Origin of the sequence: Ligilactobacillus faecis, assembly GCF_029889745.1 — a bacterium.
Classification (GTDB): domain Bacteria; phylum Bacillota; class Bacilli; order Lactobacillales; family Lactobacillaceae; genus Ligilactobacillus; species Ligilactobacillus faecis.
This window is the reverse complement of the sequence record NZ_CP123639.1, coordinates 946936-965644: the sequence shown is the minus strand read 5'-3', so window position 1 is coordinate 965644 and position 18709 is coordinate 946936. Positions and strand designations below refer to the sequence as shown.

At 41.2% G+C, this 18709-nt stretch carries 9 protein-coding genes and 3 pseudogenes; 3 read left to right on the top strand and 9 right to left on the bottom strand.

Features of this window, described 5'->3' with window-relative positions; genetic code table 11:
- Nucleotides 1–120 precede the first annotated feature (120 nt).
- From QFX10_RS04620 to QFX10_RS04610, 3 genes are all read left to right on the top strand, one after another.
- Nucleotides 121–1992, top strand: coding sequence for a monovalent cation:proton antiporter family protein (locus QFX10_RS04620; protein ID WP_280607036.1), 1872 nt, complete (start codon nucleotides 121–123; stop codon nucleotides 1990–1992).
- A gap of 72 nt (nucleotides 1993–2064) precedes the next feature.
- The gene (locus QFX10_RS04615; protein WP_280607035.1) at nucleotides 2065–2736 is read left to right on the top strand and encodes a histidine phosphatase family protein; all 672 of its coding nucleotides are present in this window, start codon (nucleotides 2065–2067) and stop codon (nucleotides 2734–2736) included.
- Nucleotides 2737–2753: 17 nt separating this feature from the next.
- Nucleotides 2754–3632 (top strand): LysR family transcriptional regulator, encoded by an 879-nt coding sequence (locus QFX10_RS04610; RefSeq protein ID WP_280607034.1) that lies wholly within the window; start codon nucleotides 2754–2756, stop codon nucleotides 3630–3632.
- A gap of 28 nt (nucleotides 3633–3660) precedes the next feature.
- On the opposite strand, the pseudogene QFX10_RS04605 reads toward QFX10_RS04610, so the two are convergent.
- The 9 genes and pseudogenes from QFX10_RS04605 to QFX10_RS04565 all read right to left on the bottom strand — a co-directional run bounded on the left by QFX10_RS04605 (nucleotide 3661) and on the right by QFX10_RS04565 (nucleotide 18688).
- Nucleotides 3661–6177: pseudogene (locus QFX10_RS04605) on the bottom strand (excinuclease ABC subunit UvrA).
- A pseudogene (locus QFX10_RS04600) lies at nucleotides 6137–6695 on the bottom strand (dihydrofolate reductase family protein). The pseudogenes QFX10_RS04605 and QFX10_RS04600 overlap by 41 nt, the downstream one beginning before the upstream one ends.
- Before the next feature lie 54 nt (nucleotides 6696–6749).
- The gene (locus tag QFX10_RS04595) at nucleotides 6750–7271 is read right to left on the bottom strand and encodes an HdeD family acid-resistance protein (protein WP_280607033.1); all 522 of its coding nucleotides are present in this window, start codon (nucleotides 7269–7271) and stop codon (nucleotides 6750–6752) included.
- A gap of 290 nt (nucleotides 7272–7561) precedes the next feature.
- Nucleotides 7562–8716: an RNA-guided endonuclease InsQ/TnpB family protein gene (locus QFX10_RS04590; protein ID WP_280607032.1), complete on the bottom strand. Its 1155-nt coding sequence runs from the start codon at nucleotides 8714–8716 to the stop codon at nucleotides 7562–7564.
- A pseudogene (locus QFX10_RS04585) lies at nucleotides 8658–9325 on the bottom strand (IS607 family transposase). Before QFX10_RS04585 ends, QFX10_RS04590 begins: the two are co-directional and overlap by 59 nt.
- Nucleotides 9326–9382: 57 nt before the next feature.
- Complete coding sequence (locus tag QFX10_RS04580) at nucleotides 9383–10582, bottom strand: acetate/propionate family kinase (protein WP_280607031.1); 1200 nt, start codon at nucleotides 10580–10582, stop codon at nucleotides 9383–9385.
- A 103-nt stretch (nucleotides 10583–10685) separates the two neighbouring features.
- A complete protein-coding gene (locus QFX10_RS04575; RefSeq protein WP_280607030.1) occupies nucleotides 10686–11441 on the bottom strand; it encodes a DeoR/GlpR family DNA-binding transcription regulator in 756 nt (251 codons plus the stop codon).
- A 77-nt stretch (nucleotides 11442–11518) separates the two neighbouring features.
- The gene (locus tag QFX10_RS04570; protein WP_280607029.1) at nucleotides 11519–12166 is read right to left on the bottom strand and encodes a nitroreductase; all 648 of its coding nucleotides are present in this window, start codon (nucleotides 12164–12166) and stop codon (nucleotides 11519–11521) included.
- A 303-nt stretch (nucleotides 12167–12469) separates the two neighbouring features.
- Nucleotides 12470–18688: a KxYKxGKxW signal peptide domain-containing protein gene (locus QFX10_RS04565; protein WP_280607028.1), complete on the bottom strand. Its 6219-nt coding sequence runs from the start codon at nucleotides 18686–18688 to the stop codon at nucleotides 12470–12472.
- Nucleotides 18689–18709 lie beyond the last annotated feature (21 nt).

Genomic DNA, 18709 nt, shown 5'->3' with positions numbered 1-18709 from the left:
TTGTAGCACATCTTTTGAATTTAGAACAATCTAAAGGCTTCAGCCAAAAGAAGAGTTTTTTTTAGCACATAAGTTGTGTATAATTTACGTTGATTATTTTACTAAAGGGGTGACCAATTGATGTCGATCTCACTTTTGATCGTTATCTTTGCCGCTTTTTTGACCCCCATGGTCTTAAATCGTTTTAACGTCACACTTTTACCAACAGCTGTGGCAGAAGTGTTATTGGGGATCTTACTTGGTCCAAGCGGCTTAAATGTGATCCACACCGATACTTTACTCAATTATCTTTCTACGTTTGGTGTGATCTTTTTACTCTTTTTAAGTGGTATGGAGATCGATTTTTCGCTCTTCAATAAAAAAGAGACGACTTTATCACCGTTAGCACAAAAAAAGGCTGCCAAGGCCCCGACCTATTCGCCAGTCAAGGTCGCCTTGGTCGCCTATGGTGCAAGTTTAGGTATGGCCTTTTTACTGGCTTTAGCGTTTAAATTTCTCGGGTTATTTTCAAATATCCCGCTTGCCTTTATCCTCTTTTCAACGATCGCGTTGGGAGTCGTGATCGCTGTTTTGAAAGAAAATGAATTATTGAATAAACCTTTAGGACAAACACTTCTTTTGATCTCGGTCTTAGGCGAAGTCGTCCCGCTTTTATGCTTGACGATCTATAGTTCATTTGTCTCGGGGCGTGGAAATAGTGTTTGGCTGATCTTTTTGGTCTTTATTGCAGGCGCGCTCATCTTTCGCCGTTTCCGAAGCTTTTTTACTTCACTTGATCAGATCAACAAGGCTACGACCCAAGTCGACATTCGGCTAGCCTTTCTTGTGATCATGACACTTGTGATCTTAGCTGAGACCGTTGGGGCCGAAAATATTTTAGGTGCCTTTATCGCCGGGATCGTGATCAAATTGCTCCAACCGGCTGAAAGTACGCGCGAAAAACTCGATGCGATCGGTTATGGCCTTTTTATCCCCTTCTTTTTCATTTTGACAGGTGCTAAGATCAACATTTGGGATCTGTTAGCTTCACCAAAGACTTTGATCTTGATCCCACTTTTCTTCTTAGCTTACCTGTTAGCTAAAGGGCCTGCTTATTTAGGCTTGCGGTTGCGCTTTAAGCAGATCAATGCTTTGGCGGGGACATTTCTTGTACAAACGACGATCACGCTCGTGTTGGCAACTTTAACAGTGGCCCAAAATTTAGAAGTTATCAGCAATGAACAGTCTGGCGCTTTTATTTTAGCTGCTGTCTTGAGTTGTTTGCTTGGCCCCCTTTGCTTTAATAAACTACATCGACCTGAACCAGAAGACTTACAAAAGAGCCAAGTTCATTTTATTGGCGTCAACTTGATCACAGTCAACGCCGCCGAGCAGTTGAATGACGATTGGTATGACATCGCGCTGTATACTGATTGGCCGAAAAACTATCAGACGTATAAATATAAAAATAACGTCCATCTTGTCAATGATCTTTCTATTCCAGCTTTGATCAAGCAACAAGTCTTTGATACTGATATTTTAGTTTTAGGGCACTCAAATGTTGAGATCAACTATCAACTTGCTTTAGCTGCCAAAGAATACGGCGTGGCCCGTGTCATCACGCGGATCCAAAATAGCGATCCCGATAGTATGACTGAAATGGATAAGCGTTTATCTGATGCAGGTGTTGAATTCTTTACTTCTTTTGCCACGACAGTCGGAATGATGCGGGCGATCATCGAATCACCATCGACACTTGATCTGATCACCGGTGATTCGCGACTCTACGAAGTTGTCGTGCGCAATGAGAAATTTGCTGGTCTTGAATTGCGCAAATTGCCATTTATCAAAGAGATCACGGTCAGCCGGATCTTTAGAAACAGGCGCTCGATCCCAGTCAACGGGAATACGCAGATCCAAGTTGGCGATCATCTGCTCTTCTCAGCCAATAAAGAAGTCGTAAACGACATCAGAAAGCAGATCAGCAAGTTAAATGAATATGATAACTTTTAAAAAAGAAGATCGTTAGCGGTCTTCTTTTTTTACTAACATGCTATAATTAAGGAAAATTTAGGGGGTAAAAACATGGCTTATTCGATCTATTTAGTCCGCCACGGACAAACGTATTTGAACCGCTATAACAAGATCCAAGGGTGGTCTGATTCACCGCTCACTCCCAAAGGTGTCAAAGATGGCCACGATGCTGGCAAAAGATTAGCCCAGCTCGCCTTTACGCACGCTTTTCATAGTGATACGACTCGGGCAGCGCGAACTTGTCGCTATATTTTAGCTGAAAATAAAACAGCAGCTGCGACGCTTGCACCAAAAGCACTTGCTGAATTTCGGGAACAAAACTTTGGCTATTTTGAAGGTAGCGATACAAGTCAAGCCTGGCTCATGATCGGCGCAGACCATGGTTGTAAAACGTTCAACGAGCTCATCACTAAGTATTCACTTGCAAAAGCCCGCGACTTTACTAAAGCAGCCGATCCATTCCACGATGCCGAAGATAACGCTGAATACTGGACGCGCCTTAAGCATGGGTTTGAATATCTGCATGAGCTTGCTCGCCCTGATGACAAGATCTTACTTGTCGCCCATGCGACGATGATCCGCAGTATCACCCAACACTTTGCACCTGAGATCGATGTGACAGTCGGTCCTAAAAACGGTTCGGTCACGCGCTTAGACGTCTCTTCTGAGGGACAGATCAAGATCGCTTATTACAATCATTATTTACCTGATGAGACGTACTGATACAAAAGGAGGTCCTCATGGAATTACGCGTCTTACGTTATTTTCTGGCTGTGGCCCAGTATCAAAATATCACTAGAGCGGCTCAAGAACTCCTAGTTTCTCAGCCGACGCTTTCACGCCAATTAGCTGAACTCGAAGCTGAGTTAGGTGTCACTTTATTTATCCGCGGACACCGCCAGATCACGTTGACTGAAGCTGGTGAATATCTCCAAGCCCGGGCTAAAGAGATCGTCCAACTCGCTGACCAAACTACGACCTCTCTAAAAGCCGACCAAGTCATCAGTGGGACACTGGCACTTGGCGCTGGGGAAAGTGGGGGGATGCAACGGATCATGACTGTTCTTAGTCAAATGATCCACGACTACCCCGATATCAAATTACGCTTAGTCAGTGGGAACGCAGCGGAGATGGAAGCTGCGTTGAAACGAGGCACGATCGATTTTGCCGTTTTGATGGCTGATCGCGCGTTAGATAACTATCACCACTTACAATTACCTGAAACAGAACGTTGGGGCTTAGTCTTAAGAAAAGACGATCCGCTAGCTCAAAAAGAAACGATCGCGCCCTCTGATCTTTTAGGGCTACCATTGCTTTTTTCCGAGCAAGCGATCGAAGAACATCGCTTTCAAAAATGGTGGGGCAACCTTGAAAAAAAAATTCAGATCATCGGAACTTATACTCTTGTCTTCAACGCCCAACTGATGGTCAAACAAGGACAAGCTTATATGATCACCTTTGATGATCTGATCGATAATTCAAATCAAAGTGAATTGACTTTTCGCCCGTTGACACCGCAGTTGACAGAGACCACAAGCGTGATCTGGAAGAAAAATATCGTTCGCTCCAAAGTCGCTGAGCTCTTCATCAAACGCCTCAGTGCCTCTCTTGCAGACTAAAAAAGCAGAGCCGGTATGCTCTGCTTTTTTAGTCTGCTAGGCCAAACTCTTGGCAATATTTTTTCAAGTACTTCGTCGTGATCCCCTTATTTTTAGCTAAAACTTCTTTTAGAGTTCCATTTACGATAGCTTGCCCCCCATTTTTACCACCTTTAGGTCCCATATCTAAGATCTGATCAGCATTGACGATCAGATCGAGATCATGCGTGATCGTAATGATCGTCGCTGCTTGATCGAGCAAGCGCTGCATCACGGTAACTAAAACTTTGACATCAAGTGGATGTAAGCCGATCGTTGGTTCATCAAAAACAAAGAGCGTGTGCTTTTGTTTTTTACGCAAATGTTTGACGAGCTTTAGGCGTTGCGCTTCCCCGCCAGAAAGGCTAGGCGTGCTCTCACCTAAATGAAGATAGCCTAGACCCACTTCTGCTAAAAGCTCTAATTCACGCTTAAAGTGTGGCAGTTCTTGGAAAACTTCAAGCGCTTGCGCAACATCTAAAGCCAATAGATCGACGATCGAATAACCCTGCCATTTGATCGCTTTGATCTTATCTTGATAGCGTTCTCCTTGGCATTGTGGACAAACTTGTTCCATATCAGGTAAATACTGGATATCTAAATTGACGACTCCAGTTCCCCCACAGCGTTCACAAGCACCTTGCTTATTATTATACGAAAAGAAACTTGCAGTATAACCCTTTTCTTTTGCGCTTTTTTGACTGGCAAAAAGCTTACGCAGATCATCCATCAGCGTCGTATATGTCGCAACTGTCGAACGAGTATTTTTCCCGATCGGAGTTGCATCAACACTAACGACATCTTTTAACGTCGTCTCTATTTTGGTGACATAAGTCGGTAAAGCTTGCCCTTTTGCTTTAGCTTTAAGAGCTGGCACTAAACTATCTAAGATCAAACTTGTTTTGCCAGCTCCTGAAAAACCCGTGACGGCCGTCAACTGTCCGACATTTAACGTGACCTCTACATCGGTCAGATTATAGTGTTCGTGTACAGTCAAACTGATCTTTTCGGTAGCTTTTTCTTGTGGCGTGCGGGCTAACAATTTAGCAGTTCCGTTTAAATAAGGTCCGATCAAAGAAGCTTTTTCTTGTGCAAGCTGAGCCGGCGTTCCTTTGCCGATGATCTGTCCTCCGAGTGCACCTGAACCAGGTCCGATCTCGATCAAATAATCAGCTGCCTTGATGATCTCAACGTTATGATCAACGACGACTAGTGAGTTACCTTGAGCGACAAGCTCTCGCAAAACATGTAAGAGACCTTTGACGTTATCAGGGTGTAACCCGATCGAGGGCTCATCTAAAATATATAAAACACCTGTTGTTTCAGTACGTAATGTGCGCGCTAACTATAACCGCTGAAGTTCGCCAGTCGATAAACTATTACCATTGCGTTCTAACGTTAAATAATCTAGTCCCAATTCGAGCAAAGGCAAAAGATCATCATCAAATTCAGTAAATAGTGCTTGTCCTAAAGTGTGCATCGTCGGTGGTAAAGTGGCTAAAACTTGCTTTTTCCACGCCTTGAGTTCACCTAATGTCAGCGCACTGACTTGCGCGATATTTAGCCCACCAGTCAATTGCGTCAACAATTCAGGGCGTAACCGCGTCCCGTGACACGTTGGACACGTTGAATAATGGAAAAATTCAGCCAGTTTCTTTTGCGAACGTTCACTCTTACTTGTTTTGACCGAATCTAATACAGCATCTTTGGCATTCTCATAGAGCGCTTGAAAATCATGAAAGACGCGCCCTGTACTACTTTTGAAATCGACGGTATATTTTTTCTTTGACCCATTCAAAACAAAGTCTTTTTCTTTAGGGCTGAGTTCTTTATAGGGCACATCGATCCTAACACCCGCACGTTCAGCCACATACGCCATAAAATTTCTTCCTGGTAAGCGCCAAGAAGCGATCGCACCATCTGCTAAACTCAACGTTTCATCTGCGATCAATTTGCTTTCATCTAGCTGACGGATCTTGCCTGTTCCTTGGCATGTTTGACAGGCACCCGTCGAATTGAACGCAAAATCTTCAGCACTAAAAGCATAAAATACAACACCACAAGTCGGGCAAGTGATCTTTCCGAGCTCTTCACCTGAACGACTCATCGCCTCTGAGATCGCTAGATCAGGTGTTAAGCGGTGCCCATTAGGACAAAGTGGGCATCCTAGGCGAGAAAAGATCAAACGGATCACATTGAACAACTCACTCATCGTACCGACCGTTGCCCGCTCAGATGGGATACTTGGTCTTTGACGCAAAGCTAACGCTGACGGAATACGCTTGACGCTTGTGACTTTAGCTTTTGCTCCAGTCTTTAAGCGACGCCGCGTATACGTCGAAAGTGCTTCTAAATACCGCCTCGAACCTTCTTCATACAAGATCCCGTGAGCTAAAGAACTCTTACCTGAGCCAGATAGCCCCGAAATCACAACAAATTGGTGCAACGGGATATCGATATTTTTTAAATTATGCACGCGAGCTCCTCTAACTTCGATCTTTTGTGGTAACATTTCTCTTTCTTTCATAAGTCAATTCAACGACCCCATTTTGGCTAACAGTCCGCAGTAAGCACAGCTCTTTTGGCTCTCTATTCTCTGAAAATAGTCTGATCCCTTGTCCAAGTAATGTTGGGATCAAAGTCAGTTGGTAAACATCGATCAGATCATGTTCGACTAACTGAGCGATCAAATTCGCTCCACCACAGATCCAAATATCTTTGCCTGGCTGTTTTTTTGAGTTCTGTGACTAAACTCACAGGATCTTTGTCAGTAAAGAGCAACTTGTCGGTTGGGGCTTTTGGTCGATGGGTGACGATATAACTTTGTTGCTCTGGATAAGGCCACATATCTTTGGCTAGTTCAGTTGTGATCTGGTGATATGTCTTTTGCTCCATGATGATCGTATCGACATTTTGGATAAATGAAGTGTACGTATCTGGCAGCTCAAGATCTGCCACTTGCCCTTTGAGCCAAGCAACTTGCCCCTTTGCATCTGCGATATAGCCATCGACACTTTGCGCGATATATAAAATTACTTTGCGCATATGGAATTCCCCCTTAAGAAAAACGAGCTGGAAGAAACTTCCAACTCGCTTTTTTTAAAATGCTTGAATGATCTTGATAAAGCCGATCAACAATAAATAAAATGAGATGATCAACACTAACGTTGAAGCTGCGATCAAGGGGTTAAAGAGTAAGATGAACCCAACTAATAAAGCTAAGATGTTCAAGATAAGCATCGCTACATAATAACCGCGGTTTAAACGTTTGAAATAATTAGCTGTTGCGATCTCAGCGATCGAATCAAAGATGAACCAGAACGCAAAGATATAGGCGATCACGACCACACCACTTGCAGCACGGAAAATAAATAAGAGTCCTAAAATGATATCAATGATCCCCATAAATAAGAGCCAGCCTGATTTTTCACCAAACCAGTTGTTGATCCCTTGACGGAACCACAATTCGTAAATACCTTTCACTAAGAGCCCGATCCCTAAGCAGATCGAAACAAATTTCAAAGTTGCATCTGGTCGCATAAAAGAAGCGATCCCGGCGATCACTAAGATGATCCCGACAACTAGACTAAACCAGTCGAAACCTCTTTTTGCAGTTTGCATAATAATTACCACCTTAATAAAATTTTAAGTTTAGATATAATTTTAACACTAACTGCTCACTTTATCAGCCAAAAAGGCTTACTAGGCTTTCTCGTCTAAGATCTGCTATATAAAATGTGAACAAATATAATCAAACGTGTCTGATGATTACATTTGAGAAAGAAATATAGCTTTTCCTTTCCTAAATTTTATTTACTACCGTCAATGCTAGTATTCCCATATCCTAACTAGAGGGTAATGACATTGACTAGCTCTGATAGCTTTAGGGTGTAGCCCACCCCGTTATCTTTTTAATTTAATAAAGCTAAAAGATTAGCTACTGCATTTTCATCTCGATCCATGATCGCACCACATTCATAACAAATATACTCGTTATGCTTAGTTCTGTGCTTTTCATTACCATTGAGACCGACTTTATCTGCACCTGTCTTAACGAAGCCACACTTAGAACAACGTTGCGTGCTTGGATAATATTTATCAGCCAAAACTACTTTTTTACCATACCAGTTGCACTTATAAGTTAATGCTTGTCTAAAGTAGCCAAACAATGAACGTTGAAGTCTTTTAGAGGCAACATGTGTCATCTGCATTTTCTTGACATCTAGATCTTCAATTACGACCTGATCGTAATTAGTCACTAACTCAGTGGTAACTTTTTGGATAATGTCATGTTGGATACTAGCCACTTTACGATAATCACGTTGTAACTTGGCTCTCGTATTAACGTAATTACTCGTTTGAGTAGCTTTTGTACCATTCACAACACGTTTTTTAGCTAATTTTCTTTGATAATACTTAATGCGTTTATAAAGTCGTTTCAAATTACTTGGCAAAGTATTGAACTTACCGTCTGTGTAGTTTAGATGTCCGATATTGACGTCAACGGCTGAGTTCTTACCCGTCTTGATCTTCTTTTTTATCTCTGCTTCAAAAGGTAGACTAGCCCAGTATCTATCATTTTCACGGTAAATTGAAACGACTCTTAAATCACCTTCTAAAGACTTAGCCCCTTTAAATCTGATGTCGTACCAAGTTTTGACTCCAAGTGGTTTATCAAGTCTCAGCTTACCATTAACGATCTTAGCTCGATCAGTTTTAAAGCCTTGTCTAGGAGCTTTCTTGGACTTAAATTTTGGTTTGCCCCAATCAGGTTGGGATCTATCAAAGAAATTTTTCCAAGCCTTACCTAGATCAGAGATCGCTAATTGTAAACAACGAGCTGATAATTGATACTGCCAATCTTCTTTATCAGCTACTAATTCATCACGAACTTTGCGTTCACTAGGTCTAAGCAACTTGTCGTCTAAAATCAACGAGCTATCGTATATATCATTCCATAAAGCTAAACCTTGATTCCAACAATATCTGCGATAATCACACAAATCATCAATCACCTTTTTCATGGTCTTGTTTGGATAAAGCCTTACTTTTTGAACTCGAATCATTATTTTCGCCAGCTTTCAAAGACTTGTCATTTTTTAATTTACTTTTATATTTACGTAAACCATATAAGCGACAAGAAAATACATGTACAATGCTTATCATATCGTCGATCATTTCTTGAGTAGGACTAGTTTCAATGTTATTTAACACTACAATTTCTGTATTGTGCATCTTACATAATCTTTCAAACCATTCATAACCAAAGCGGATAAATCTATCTTTATAGGTAATAAAGATCGCATCGACTTGATTATCCATTACTTCTTTCAGTAATTGATTCCATTTTTTACGGTTATAATCAAGCCCGCTGCCAATATCAGTAAATGTTTCATCAAGAATAATGCCTTTTGCATTAGCATATTGTCTAATAAAAGCAATTTGATTTTTTAAATCATCTTTCTGCCCATATGTTGAGACTCTAGCATAAGCAACATTCTTACGATCATTACTGGTTGATCGACCGATGTATTTTAAGTATTGTTCTTCTGTGTAATATCTTCGATTAGTGGGAGTACGATAAGATTTTAAAATCCCATTATTATCCCAGCGTTGGAGGGTCAAAACAGTAACGTCAATCTTTCAGCCATTTCTTTTGGTTTTAATATCGCCATAATATCTACCTCACATTTTATCTTTCTTGTAGATATTATATCGCATTTGATTATATTTTAATTAGCAGTTATCTTCTCCCAAACATTTTGAGCGATTATATATTCTTCATCGGTCGGGATCCGCATCACAGTGATCGCAGAATCTGGACCAGAGATGATCGTTTTTTGCCCGCGTTTCTTATTTTCAGTTTCATTAAGCGTGACACCTAAATAAGACAATTTTTTCATGATCTCTTCACTTGTCTCAGGTGAATTTTCACCGATACCACCGGTAAAGACGATCCCATCGACACCTCCCATTTCGGTGATATATTGCCCGACATAGCGCAAAATATTGTGGTAAAAGAGTTTGATCGCTAATTGAGCACGTTTATTCCCTGTTTCAGCCGCCTCTTCGACATCGCGCATATCTGCCGAAACACCGGAAACACCTAAGAAGCCTGATTTTTCATTTAACAAATAGACCATCTCAGACATCGAGCTGAGTTCTAGTTTTTTCATCATATAATTGGCTAATGAGATATCAACATCGCCTGCGCGTGTCGCCATTTGAAGGCCACTCAATGGAGTAAAACCCATCGATGTATCAAAAGAACGACCATTTTTGACAGCGGTGATCGAAGCACCCGCACCAAGGTGGCAGGTGATCAATTTGAGCTCGGTCAAAGGGCGTCCCATCAGCTTAGCCGCTTCGTTGGCCACATATTCATGGCTGATCCCATGTGCCCCATAACGTCGGACACCAAAATCTTCATACCATTCATACGGCGTACTATAAAGATAGTTCTCCTCTGGAAGTGTTTGGTGAAAGGCCGTATCAAAAACCGCCACCGCTGTTGCTTGGGGCAAATACTTTCGAAAAGCCTTGATCCCATTCAAATTAGCTGGATTATGCAAAGGTGCCAGTTCAGCTAACTCTTTGATCTTTTTGATCACATCGTTATCGATCACGACTGGTCGGCTAAAATACTCACCTCCAGCTACGACACGGTGTCCGACCCCTTTGATCTCGCTGAGATCAGTCACAATGTCTAACTCTTTTAAAACTTTAAGCAATAATTCGATCGCTTGTAAATGATTAGTGATATCTTGTGTCAGTTCATATTTCTTGTCTGGTCCATATTTTAATTTCAAACGTGAGCCACTCAGACCGATCCGTTCGAGTATCCCACTTGCTAAAACTTGGCGGTCTTCATTATCAAATAATTTAAATTTTAAACTCGAACTACCAGAGTTGATGATCATTATCTTTTCCATAAGTTTTCCCTTCAAGATATATTAAGTTAGTTCTATCTTAGCTTAATTAGTTGGTACAAGCAATTGGCAACATAATTACAATGTCTCAACTAGCTAACTCATTTTATGCTTGGATGATCTTGGTATAGCGCTCGTAATGTTCTAATGTGTCCTTCGCAAGATCTTGGTTAGTTATGAGAAGGTCGACATTATATAAACTATAGAAGCGATAAAAATCATCGCGATTGAACTTATACTTATCCATCACAACGATCTTTTCTTTAGCATTGTTTAAGCCTAATGCCTCAGCCTGACCTTCTTCAGCATTAGCGGCCATCATGCTCTCGTTTTTAACGCCGTTTACACCGACAAAAGCTTTGCTAAACTTAAGATCTTCTAACATTTTGACAGTCAGACTCCCGATAAACTCACCTGAACGCTGACGGTAATGCCCCCCGACTAAGATCAATTCTGCTGGAGTCTTTTGCCAAGCTTCAAAGACAGGCAAGCTATTTGTCACGACTCTAAGCGTACTCGGATCTTCAACGTAAGAAACGATCAGTTCAAGTGTCGTTCCTGCTCCGATATAGAGCGTCTCATTTGGCTTGATCAATTTAGCAGCAGCCTTAGCAACAGTTTCTTTTTCAGCTAAATGGAGTTCGCGTTTTTGAATGCGTGAAAGTTCATGCTCCTCTATCCGCATGATCCTTTGCGCGCCTCCATGAAGACGTACGAGCTTACCACTTTTGGCTAACTCATCGAGATCGCGCCTGATCGTCATATCAGAGACACCTAACAGCTTGATCAATTCATTGACAGTGACGATCTCTTGTTGCTCGACTAAAGCCGTGATCTTTAATAAACGCTCTTTTTTTAACATCAAATTGCCCCTTAATTTATTTTTCTTACCTCAATATAGCACACTTAGTAGCTAAAAGCCTTCCTATCTGATCATAGCTAATCTTTATAAGTAACTACTTGTTCTAAGGCAAGCTTATTGGGGCTAAAGCTATTTAAAGGATCAGTTGAACTATACCCTAAAGCTACACCGATCGCTAAAGTTTCATTGGTCGGGATCTCCATGATCGCTTTCACACTTGCTGGAAATTTGACCAATTCATAAGCAGTGATCGAGTCTATCCCTTGATAAGTCGCACTCAAAACTAAAGTTTGAGTAAAAGCACCGATATCATGGATCGACCAAAGTGATGATCCTTTAGGTAAGGTGATATAAATAATTGCCTGAGCGTTAAAGAGCTCAACTTGGCTTTGATAAAAATCAACCTCGCCTGGTTTGAAGCGTTGCTTAAATTCAGTTGTCCAGGCAGCCATATTAGTTTGTGAGCGTTGATCCCATTTATTTCGACTCAAAACAGGATATTCTGGTTGCCCAGAAACTCCCTTCTCGACCAACTCACGGTGTTTTTCTCTGATCAATTCTAAAGTTTTACCTGTAGCAACATAGACACGCCAAGGTTGAGAATTGACCCAAGATGGTGTTGTTAAGGCATCTTTTATGATCTGATCAAGCTGTGTCTGTGAAATAGCTTTAGCAGTAAAATCACGTGTCGAGTGTCTTTTTTGGACAAGTTCAGTAAAATCCATCACTAACATCCTCTCATTTAGAAGTTATGCTAAGTATAACACCCCCAAGAAAACGTTACCACAAAAAATAGTTATGCTCTGCATTATATATATATCAATTTTATAAATACTCATTGAAAATTTGAACCACTATGATCTGAACTTAGCGATCAAAAATTCCTTGCCAACCATTTTAAACACTAAATCTAAATTTAATTTTACACAGTGGTTGACAAAGAGTCGGAAAAGATACAAGAAGTTCCATGAAGATAGCTCGAAACTATCTCCATGGAACTTCTAAAATTTTTTAGTCACTACGCTACATTACTTACTCTTATTCTTTCGTTTTCCTACGCTTCCCCCGAGAAAACCGCCAAGAGCCACAAGCAATGTCCCTAGAAGACCTGCTTTCATATCTTCCACTTTGTCTCCCGTTTGTGGTAAGTCATTTTGTTCAGCACTTGATTTAGCGAATTCGCCACTTAGCGAATTTTGTGCATCAGCCTTAATTACTTTTTGAGAATGACTATTCATAGTATCATCTGTGGCCTTCGAAACAGTATTCACAGTCCCATTGGTCTCATTAGCTAGATTTTCACCGTCATCTGCTTGATAGTTCACTGTCGTTTTAGCTTCTGGTACCACTGGTTCTTCATCTTTCACATACGTATATGTCAATTCGTTCGTTTCTTTCAGTGTTACTTCACTTCCTGCTTGGACTTTTGTCCCATTGAAAGTGATGCTATCTACATGATGTCCTGATACTTCTGGGGCCGTCGGCACTGTTACTTTATCGCCAACTTGTCCTTTTAGCTCGACTTTTTCTTGTGGGCTCACTGCTTTGCCATCTGCTTGATAGTTTACTGTCGTTTTAGCTTCTGGTACCACTGGTTCTTCGTCTTTCACATACGTATATGTCAGTTCATTCGTTTCTTCCAGTGTTACTTCACTTCCTGCTTGGACTTTTGTCCCATTGAAAGTGATGCTATCTACATGATGTCCTTGAACTGTTGGGGCTTCTGGTACTGTTACCTTATCACCGACTTGTCCTTTTAGCTCGACTTTTTCTTGTGGGCTCACTGCTTTGCCATCTGCTTGATAGTTCACTGTCGTTTTAGCTTCTGGTACCACTGGTTCTTCGTCTTTCACATACGTATATGTCAATTCGTTCGTTTCTTTCAGTGTTACTTCACTACCTACTTGAATTCTTGTCCCATTGAAAGTGATGCTATCTACATGATGACCTTGAACTGTTGGGGCTTCTGGTACTGTTACCTTATCACCGACTTGTCCTTTTAGCTCGACTTTTTCTTGTGGGCTCACTGCTTTGCCATCTGCTTGATAGTTCACTGTCGTTTTAGCTTCTGGTACCACTGGTTCTTCGTCTTTCACATACGTATATGTCAATTCATTTGTTTCTTTCAGTGTTACTTCACTTCCTGCTTGGACTTTTGTCCCATTGAAAGTGATGCTATCTACATGATGTCCTGATACTACTGGGGCCGTCGGCACTGTTACTTTATCGCCAACTTGTCCTTTTAGCTCGACTTTTTCTTGTGGGCTCACTGCTTTGCCATCTGCTTGATAGTTCACTGTCGTTTTAGCTTCTGGTACCACTGGTTCTTCATCTTTCACATACGTATATGTCAATTCATTTGTTTCTTTCAGTGTTACTTCACTACCTGCTTGGACTTTTGTCCCATTGAAAGTAATGCTATCTACATGATGTCCTGATACTACTGGGGCCGTCGGCACTGTTACTTTATCGCCAACTTGTCCTTTTAGCTCGACTTTTTCTTGTGGGCTCACTGCTTTGCCATCTGCTTGATAGTTCACTGTCGTTTTAGCTTCTGGTACCACTGGTTCTTCATCTTTCACATACGTATATGTCAATTCATTTGTTTCTTTCAGTGTTACTTCACTACCTGCTTGGACTTTTGTCCCATTGAAAGTGATGCTATCTACATGATGTCCTGATACTACTGGGGCCGTCGGCACTGTTACTTTATCGCCAACTTGTCCTTTTAGCTCGACTTTTTCTTGTGGGCTCACTGCTTTGCCATCTGCTTGATAGTTCACTGTCGTTTTAGCTTCTGGTACCACTGGTTCTTCATCTTTCACATACGTATATGTCAATTCATTTGTTTCTTTCAGTGTTACTTCACTACCTGCTTGGACTTTTGTCCCATTGAAAGTGATGCTATCTACATGATGTCCTGATACTACTGGGGCCGTCGGCACTGTTACTTTATCGCCAACTTGTCCTTTTAGCTCGACTTTTTCTTGTGGGCTCACTGCTTTGCCATCTGCTTGATAGTTCACTGTCGTTTTAGCTTCTGGTACCACTGGTTCTTCATCTTTCACATACGTATATGTCAATTCATTTGTTTCTTTCAGTGTTACTTCACTTCCTGCTTGGACTTTTGTCCCATTGAAAGTAATGCTATCTACATGATGACCTGATACTACTGGGGCCGTCGGCACTGTTACTTTATCGCCAACTTGTCCTTTTAGCTCGACTTTTTCTTGTGGGCTCACTGCTTTGCCATCTGCTTGATAGTTCACTGTCGTTTTAGCTTCTGGTACCACTGGTTCTTCATCTTTCACATACGTATATGTCAATTCATTTGTTTCTTTCAGTGTTACTTCACTACCTGCTTGGACTTTTGTCCCATTGAAAGTAATGCTATCTACATGATGTCCTGATACTACTGGGGCCGTCGGCACTGTTACTTTATCGCCAACTTGTCCTTTTAGCTCGACTTTTTCTTGTGGGCTCACTGCTTTGCCATCTGCTTGATAGTTCACTGTCGTTTTAGCTTCTGGTACCACTGGTTCTTCATCTTTCACATACGTATATGTCAATTCATTTGTTTCTTTCAGTGTTACTTCACTTCCTGCTTGGACTTTTGTCCCATTGAAAGTGATGCTATCTACATGATGTCCTGATACTACTGGGGCCGTCGGCACTGTTACTTTATCGCCAACTTGTCCTCTTAGCTCGACTTTTTCTTGTGGGCTCACTGCTTTGCCATCTGCTTGATAGTTCACTGTCGTTTTAGCTTCTGGTACCACTGGTTCTTCGTCTTTCACATACGTATATGTCAATTCATTTGTTTCTTTCAGTGTTACTTCACTTCCTGCTTGGACTTTTGTCCCATTGAAAGTGATGCTATCTACATGATGTCCTGATACTACTGGGGCCGTCGGCACTGTTACTTTATCGCCAACTTGTCCTTTTAGCTCGACTTTTTCTTGTGGGCTCACTGCTTTGCCATCTGCTTGATAGTTCACTGTCGTTTTAGCTTCTGGTACCACTGGTTCTTCATCTTTCACATACGTATATGTCAATTCATTTGTTTCTTTCAGTGTTACTTCACTACCTGCTTGGACTTTTGTCCCATTGAAAGTAATGCTATCTACATGATGTCCTGATACTACTGGGGCCGTCGGCACTGTTACTTTATCGCCAACTTGTCCTTTTAGCTCGACTTTTTCTTGTGGGCTCACTGCTTTGCCATCTGCTTGATAGTTCACTGTCGTTTTAGCTTCTGGTACCACTGGTTCTTCATCTTTCACATACGTATATGTCAATTCATTTGTTTCTTTCAGTGTTACTTCACTACCTGCTTGGACTTTTGTCCCATTGAAAGTGATGCTATCTACATGATGTCCTGATACTACTGGGGCCGTCGGCACTGTTACTTTATCGCCAACTTGTCCTTTTAGCTCGACTTTTTCTTGTGGGCTCACTGCTTTGCCATCTGCTTGATAGTTCACTGTCGTTTTAGCTTCTGGTACCACTGGTTCTTCATCTTTCACATACGTATATGTCAATTCATTTGTTTCTTTCAGTGTTACTTCACTACCTGCTTGGACTTTTGTCCCATTGAAAGTGATGCTATCTACATGATGTCCTGATACTACTGGGGCCGTCGGCACTGTTACTTTATCGCCAACTTGTCCTTTTAGCTCGACTTTTTCTTGTGGGCTCACTGCTTTGCCATCTGCTTGATAGTTCACTGTCGTTTTAGCTTCTGGTACCACTGGTTCTTCATCTTTCACATACGTATATGTCAATTCATTTGTTTCTTTCAGTGTTACTTCACTACCTGCTTGGACTTTTGTCCCATTGAAAGTAATGCTATCTACATGATGTCCTGATACTACTGGGGCCGTCGGCACTGTTACTTTATCGCCAACTTGTCCTTTTAGCTCGACTTTTTCTTGTGGGCTCACTGCTTTGCCATCTGCTTGATAGTTCACTGTCGTTTTAGCTTCTGGTACCACTGGTTCTTCATCTTTCACATACGTATATGTCAATTCATTTGTTTCTTTCAGTGTTACTTCACTACCTGCTTGGACTTTTGTCCCATTGAAAGTAATGCTATCTACATGATGTCCTGATACTACTGGGGCCGTCGGCACTGTTACTTTATCGCCAACTTGTCCTTTTAGCTCGACTTTTTCTTGTGGGCTCACTGCTTTGCCATCTGCTTGATAGTTCACTGTCGTTTTAGCTTCTGGTACCACTGGTTCTTCATCTTTCACATACGTATATGTCAATTCATTTGTTTCTTTCAGTGTTACTTCACTTCCTGCTTGGACTTTTGTCCCATTGAAAGTGATGCTATCTACATGATGTCCTGATACTACTGGGGCCGTCGGCACTGTTACTTTATCGCCAACTTGTCCTCTTAGCTCGACTTTTTCTTGTGGGCTCACTGCTTTGCCATCTGCTTGATAGTTCACTGTCGTTTTAGCTTCTGGTACCACTGGTTCTTCGTCTTTCACATACGTATATGTCAATTCATTTGTTTCTTTCAGTGTTACTTCACTTCCTGCTTGGACTTTTGTCCCATTGAAAGTGATGCTATCTACATGATGTCCTTGAACTGTTGGCGCATCTGGTACTTTCACCTTGTCGCCTACATTCCCTTGTACTTGCACTTGTTTGTCTGGTGTAACTGCGTTCCCTTGTTCATCTACGTATTTCGTTGTCACTGTTGCTTTTTCAACTCCAGCTTTTCCATAACGATTGACGACCAATGTTATCGTGTAATCATTATTGCTGGCGTTCTTTGGGTTGGACATGTCGGTAACTGCAAACTTCGTCTTATTAGGATCATTATCATCATATTTGATTAAATTATGATCAGCATCTGCATGGTAATAATCGGTAGTCAAATAATCATATTGGCCTAACTTCTTAGCTGGATTGTTCTGAATCGTTTCTACATTACTACTATCGTACCCCAATAAGTCATCAGTCCCATTTTTTCCTAACTGAATTTCAAGCTTAGCCTTAGCCGGTCCTTGAGCGGCGTTAGTAAATCCTCCTAGAGCATATTTTGCCCCACTATCGACTCGATACGCCTCACCACTTCCTGTAAGAATAGAATTAACAGTCCCTAATCTTCCACTAGTTTCTGTGATTATATGGCCATCCTGATCGACATTGATAATCACTGCTAAAGATTGGAAGAATCTTGCTAATGCTGTATCGGCCTTATACTTAAAGCTTTCTTGTATCGGAATAGTTTGCTCCTGATTTCCAAGCTCCGAAAAAACTCTCATTATAGCTAGATTATTCATTACTTCTTTATAATCTTTTTTACTATACGCATCTTGTAAACGTTTAACAAAAGGATAATAGAGAGCATAATATGATAGCGTTCTAGTTTGTGACTTAATTGGTCGTGGAGCTGTCAAGCTTGCATCGTCAAAGAGTGTTGGATTCGGCAAAATAGGTGTCGTCGATACATCTGCATTTGTAAGCACGCCTGATTTGATATACTTTTGGATCTCTTGTTCAATTTTTGCATCAGGAGTATCGTTAACTACAGATTGCGTAGCGGCACGCATACTAGCAACTCGAAAGGCAACTTGATTTTGAGTAGTTTTTTCTACTGTCTCTGGCGCAACTTCAGATGGCTGCTGTGCTTGATCTGGAGCTGCTACAGATGTTTCTACTTGTTCTTGAATATCCCCTGTAGACTCTTGTGTAGCATTTTGGGTTGAATAATCAGGGCTTTCAGCTTGTGCTCTTTCAATTGCTTCCGTAGAAATATTTTCAATTGCTTCCGTATTTTGGTCATTATTAATAGTTGCTTTTACAACAACTGGTTCAACAGTCATCTCTACTGGATCTTCAGCTTGTGAGGTACTACTTGGCTGCTCAACCACACCCTTATCTGCTTCAGCATCGTTAGACATATCCACTTGTTGATCATTCGTAGGATCATCTGAAGTCACAGTTGGCTTATCTGTTTCTTTCACCTCAGTAGGTGCCAATTGCTTTATTTGATCATTTTCTTGTATCGACAAGGAACCTTCCTTAATTTCTTCATTTGGATCATCATGGACATTTTCTGTTTTTTGAACGTCTTCTTGTGTATCCGCTTTAGCTAAAGATGGAAATAATATTCCAAAGCCAACTACGGTTAACCCCATAACGACCCAGTTTTTACCCGCCTTATACATTTTGTGATAAAGTTTTTTTGGCTGAGCCTTACGTAATTGATCATACTTATACCTTTTCACTAATATCTCACGTCCTTTTTA

Coding starts and splice junctions, on each gene's coding strand:
- QFX10_RS04620 (WP_280607036.1), top strand. CDS start 121: ATGTCGATCTCACTTTTGATCGTTATCTTTGCCGCTTTTTTGACCCCC.
- QFX10_RS04615 (WP_280607035.1), top strand. CDS start 2,065: ATGGCTTATTCGATCTATTTAGTCCGCCACGGACAAACGTATTTGAAC.
- QFX10_RS04590 (WP_280607032.1), bottom strand. CDS start 8,716: ATGATTCGAGTTCAAAAAGTAAGGCTTTATCCAAACAAGACCATGAAA.
- QFX10_RS04575 (WP_280607030.1), bottom strand. CDS start 11,441: ATGTTAAAAAAAGAGCGTTTATTAAAGATCACGGCTTTAGTCGAGCAA.
- QFX10_RS04580 (WP_280607031.1), bottom strand. CDS start 10,582: ATGGAAAAGATAATGATCATCAACTCTGGTAGTTCGAGTTTAAAATTT.
- QFX10_RS04610 (WP_280607034.1), top strand. CDS start 2,754: ATGGAATTACGCGTCTTACGTTATTTTCTGGCTGTGGCCCAGTATCAA.
- QFX10_RS04570 (WP_280607029.1), bottom strand. CDS start 12,166: ATGGATTTTACTGAACTTGTCCAAAAAAGACACTCGACACGTGATTTT.
- QFX10_RS04595 (WP_280607033.1), bottom strand. CDS start 7,271: ATGCAAACTGCAAAAAGAGGTTTCGACTGGTTTAGTCTAGTTGTCGGG.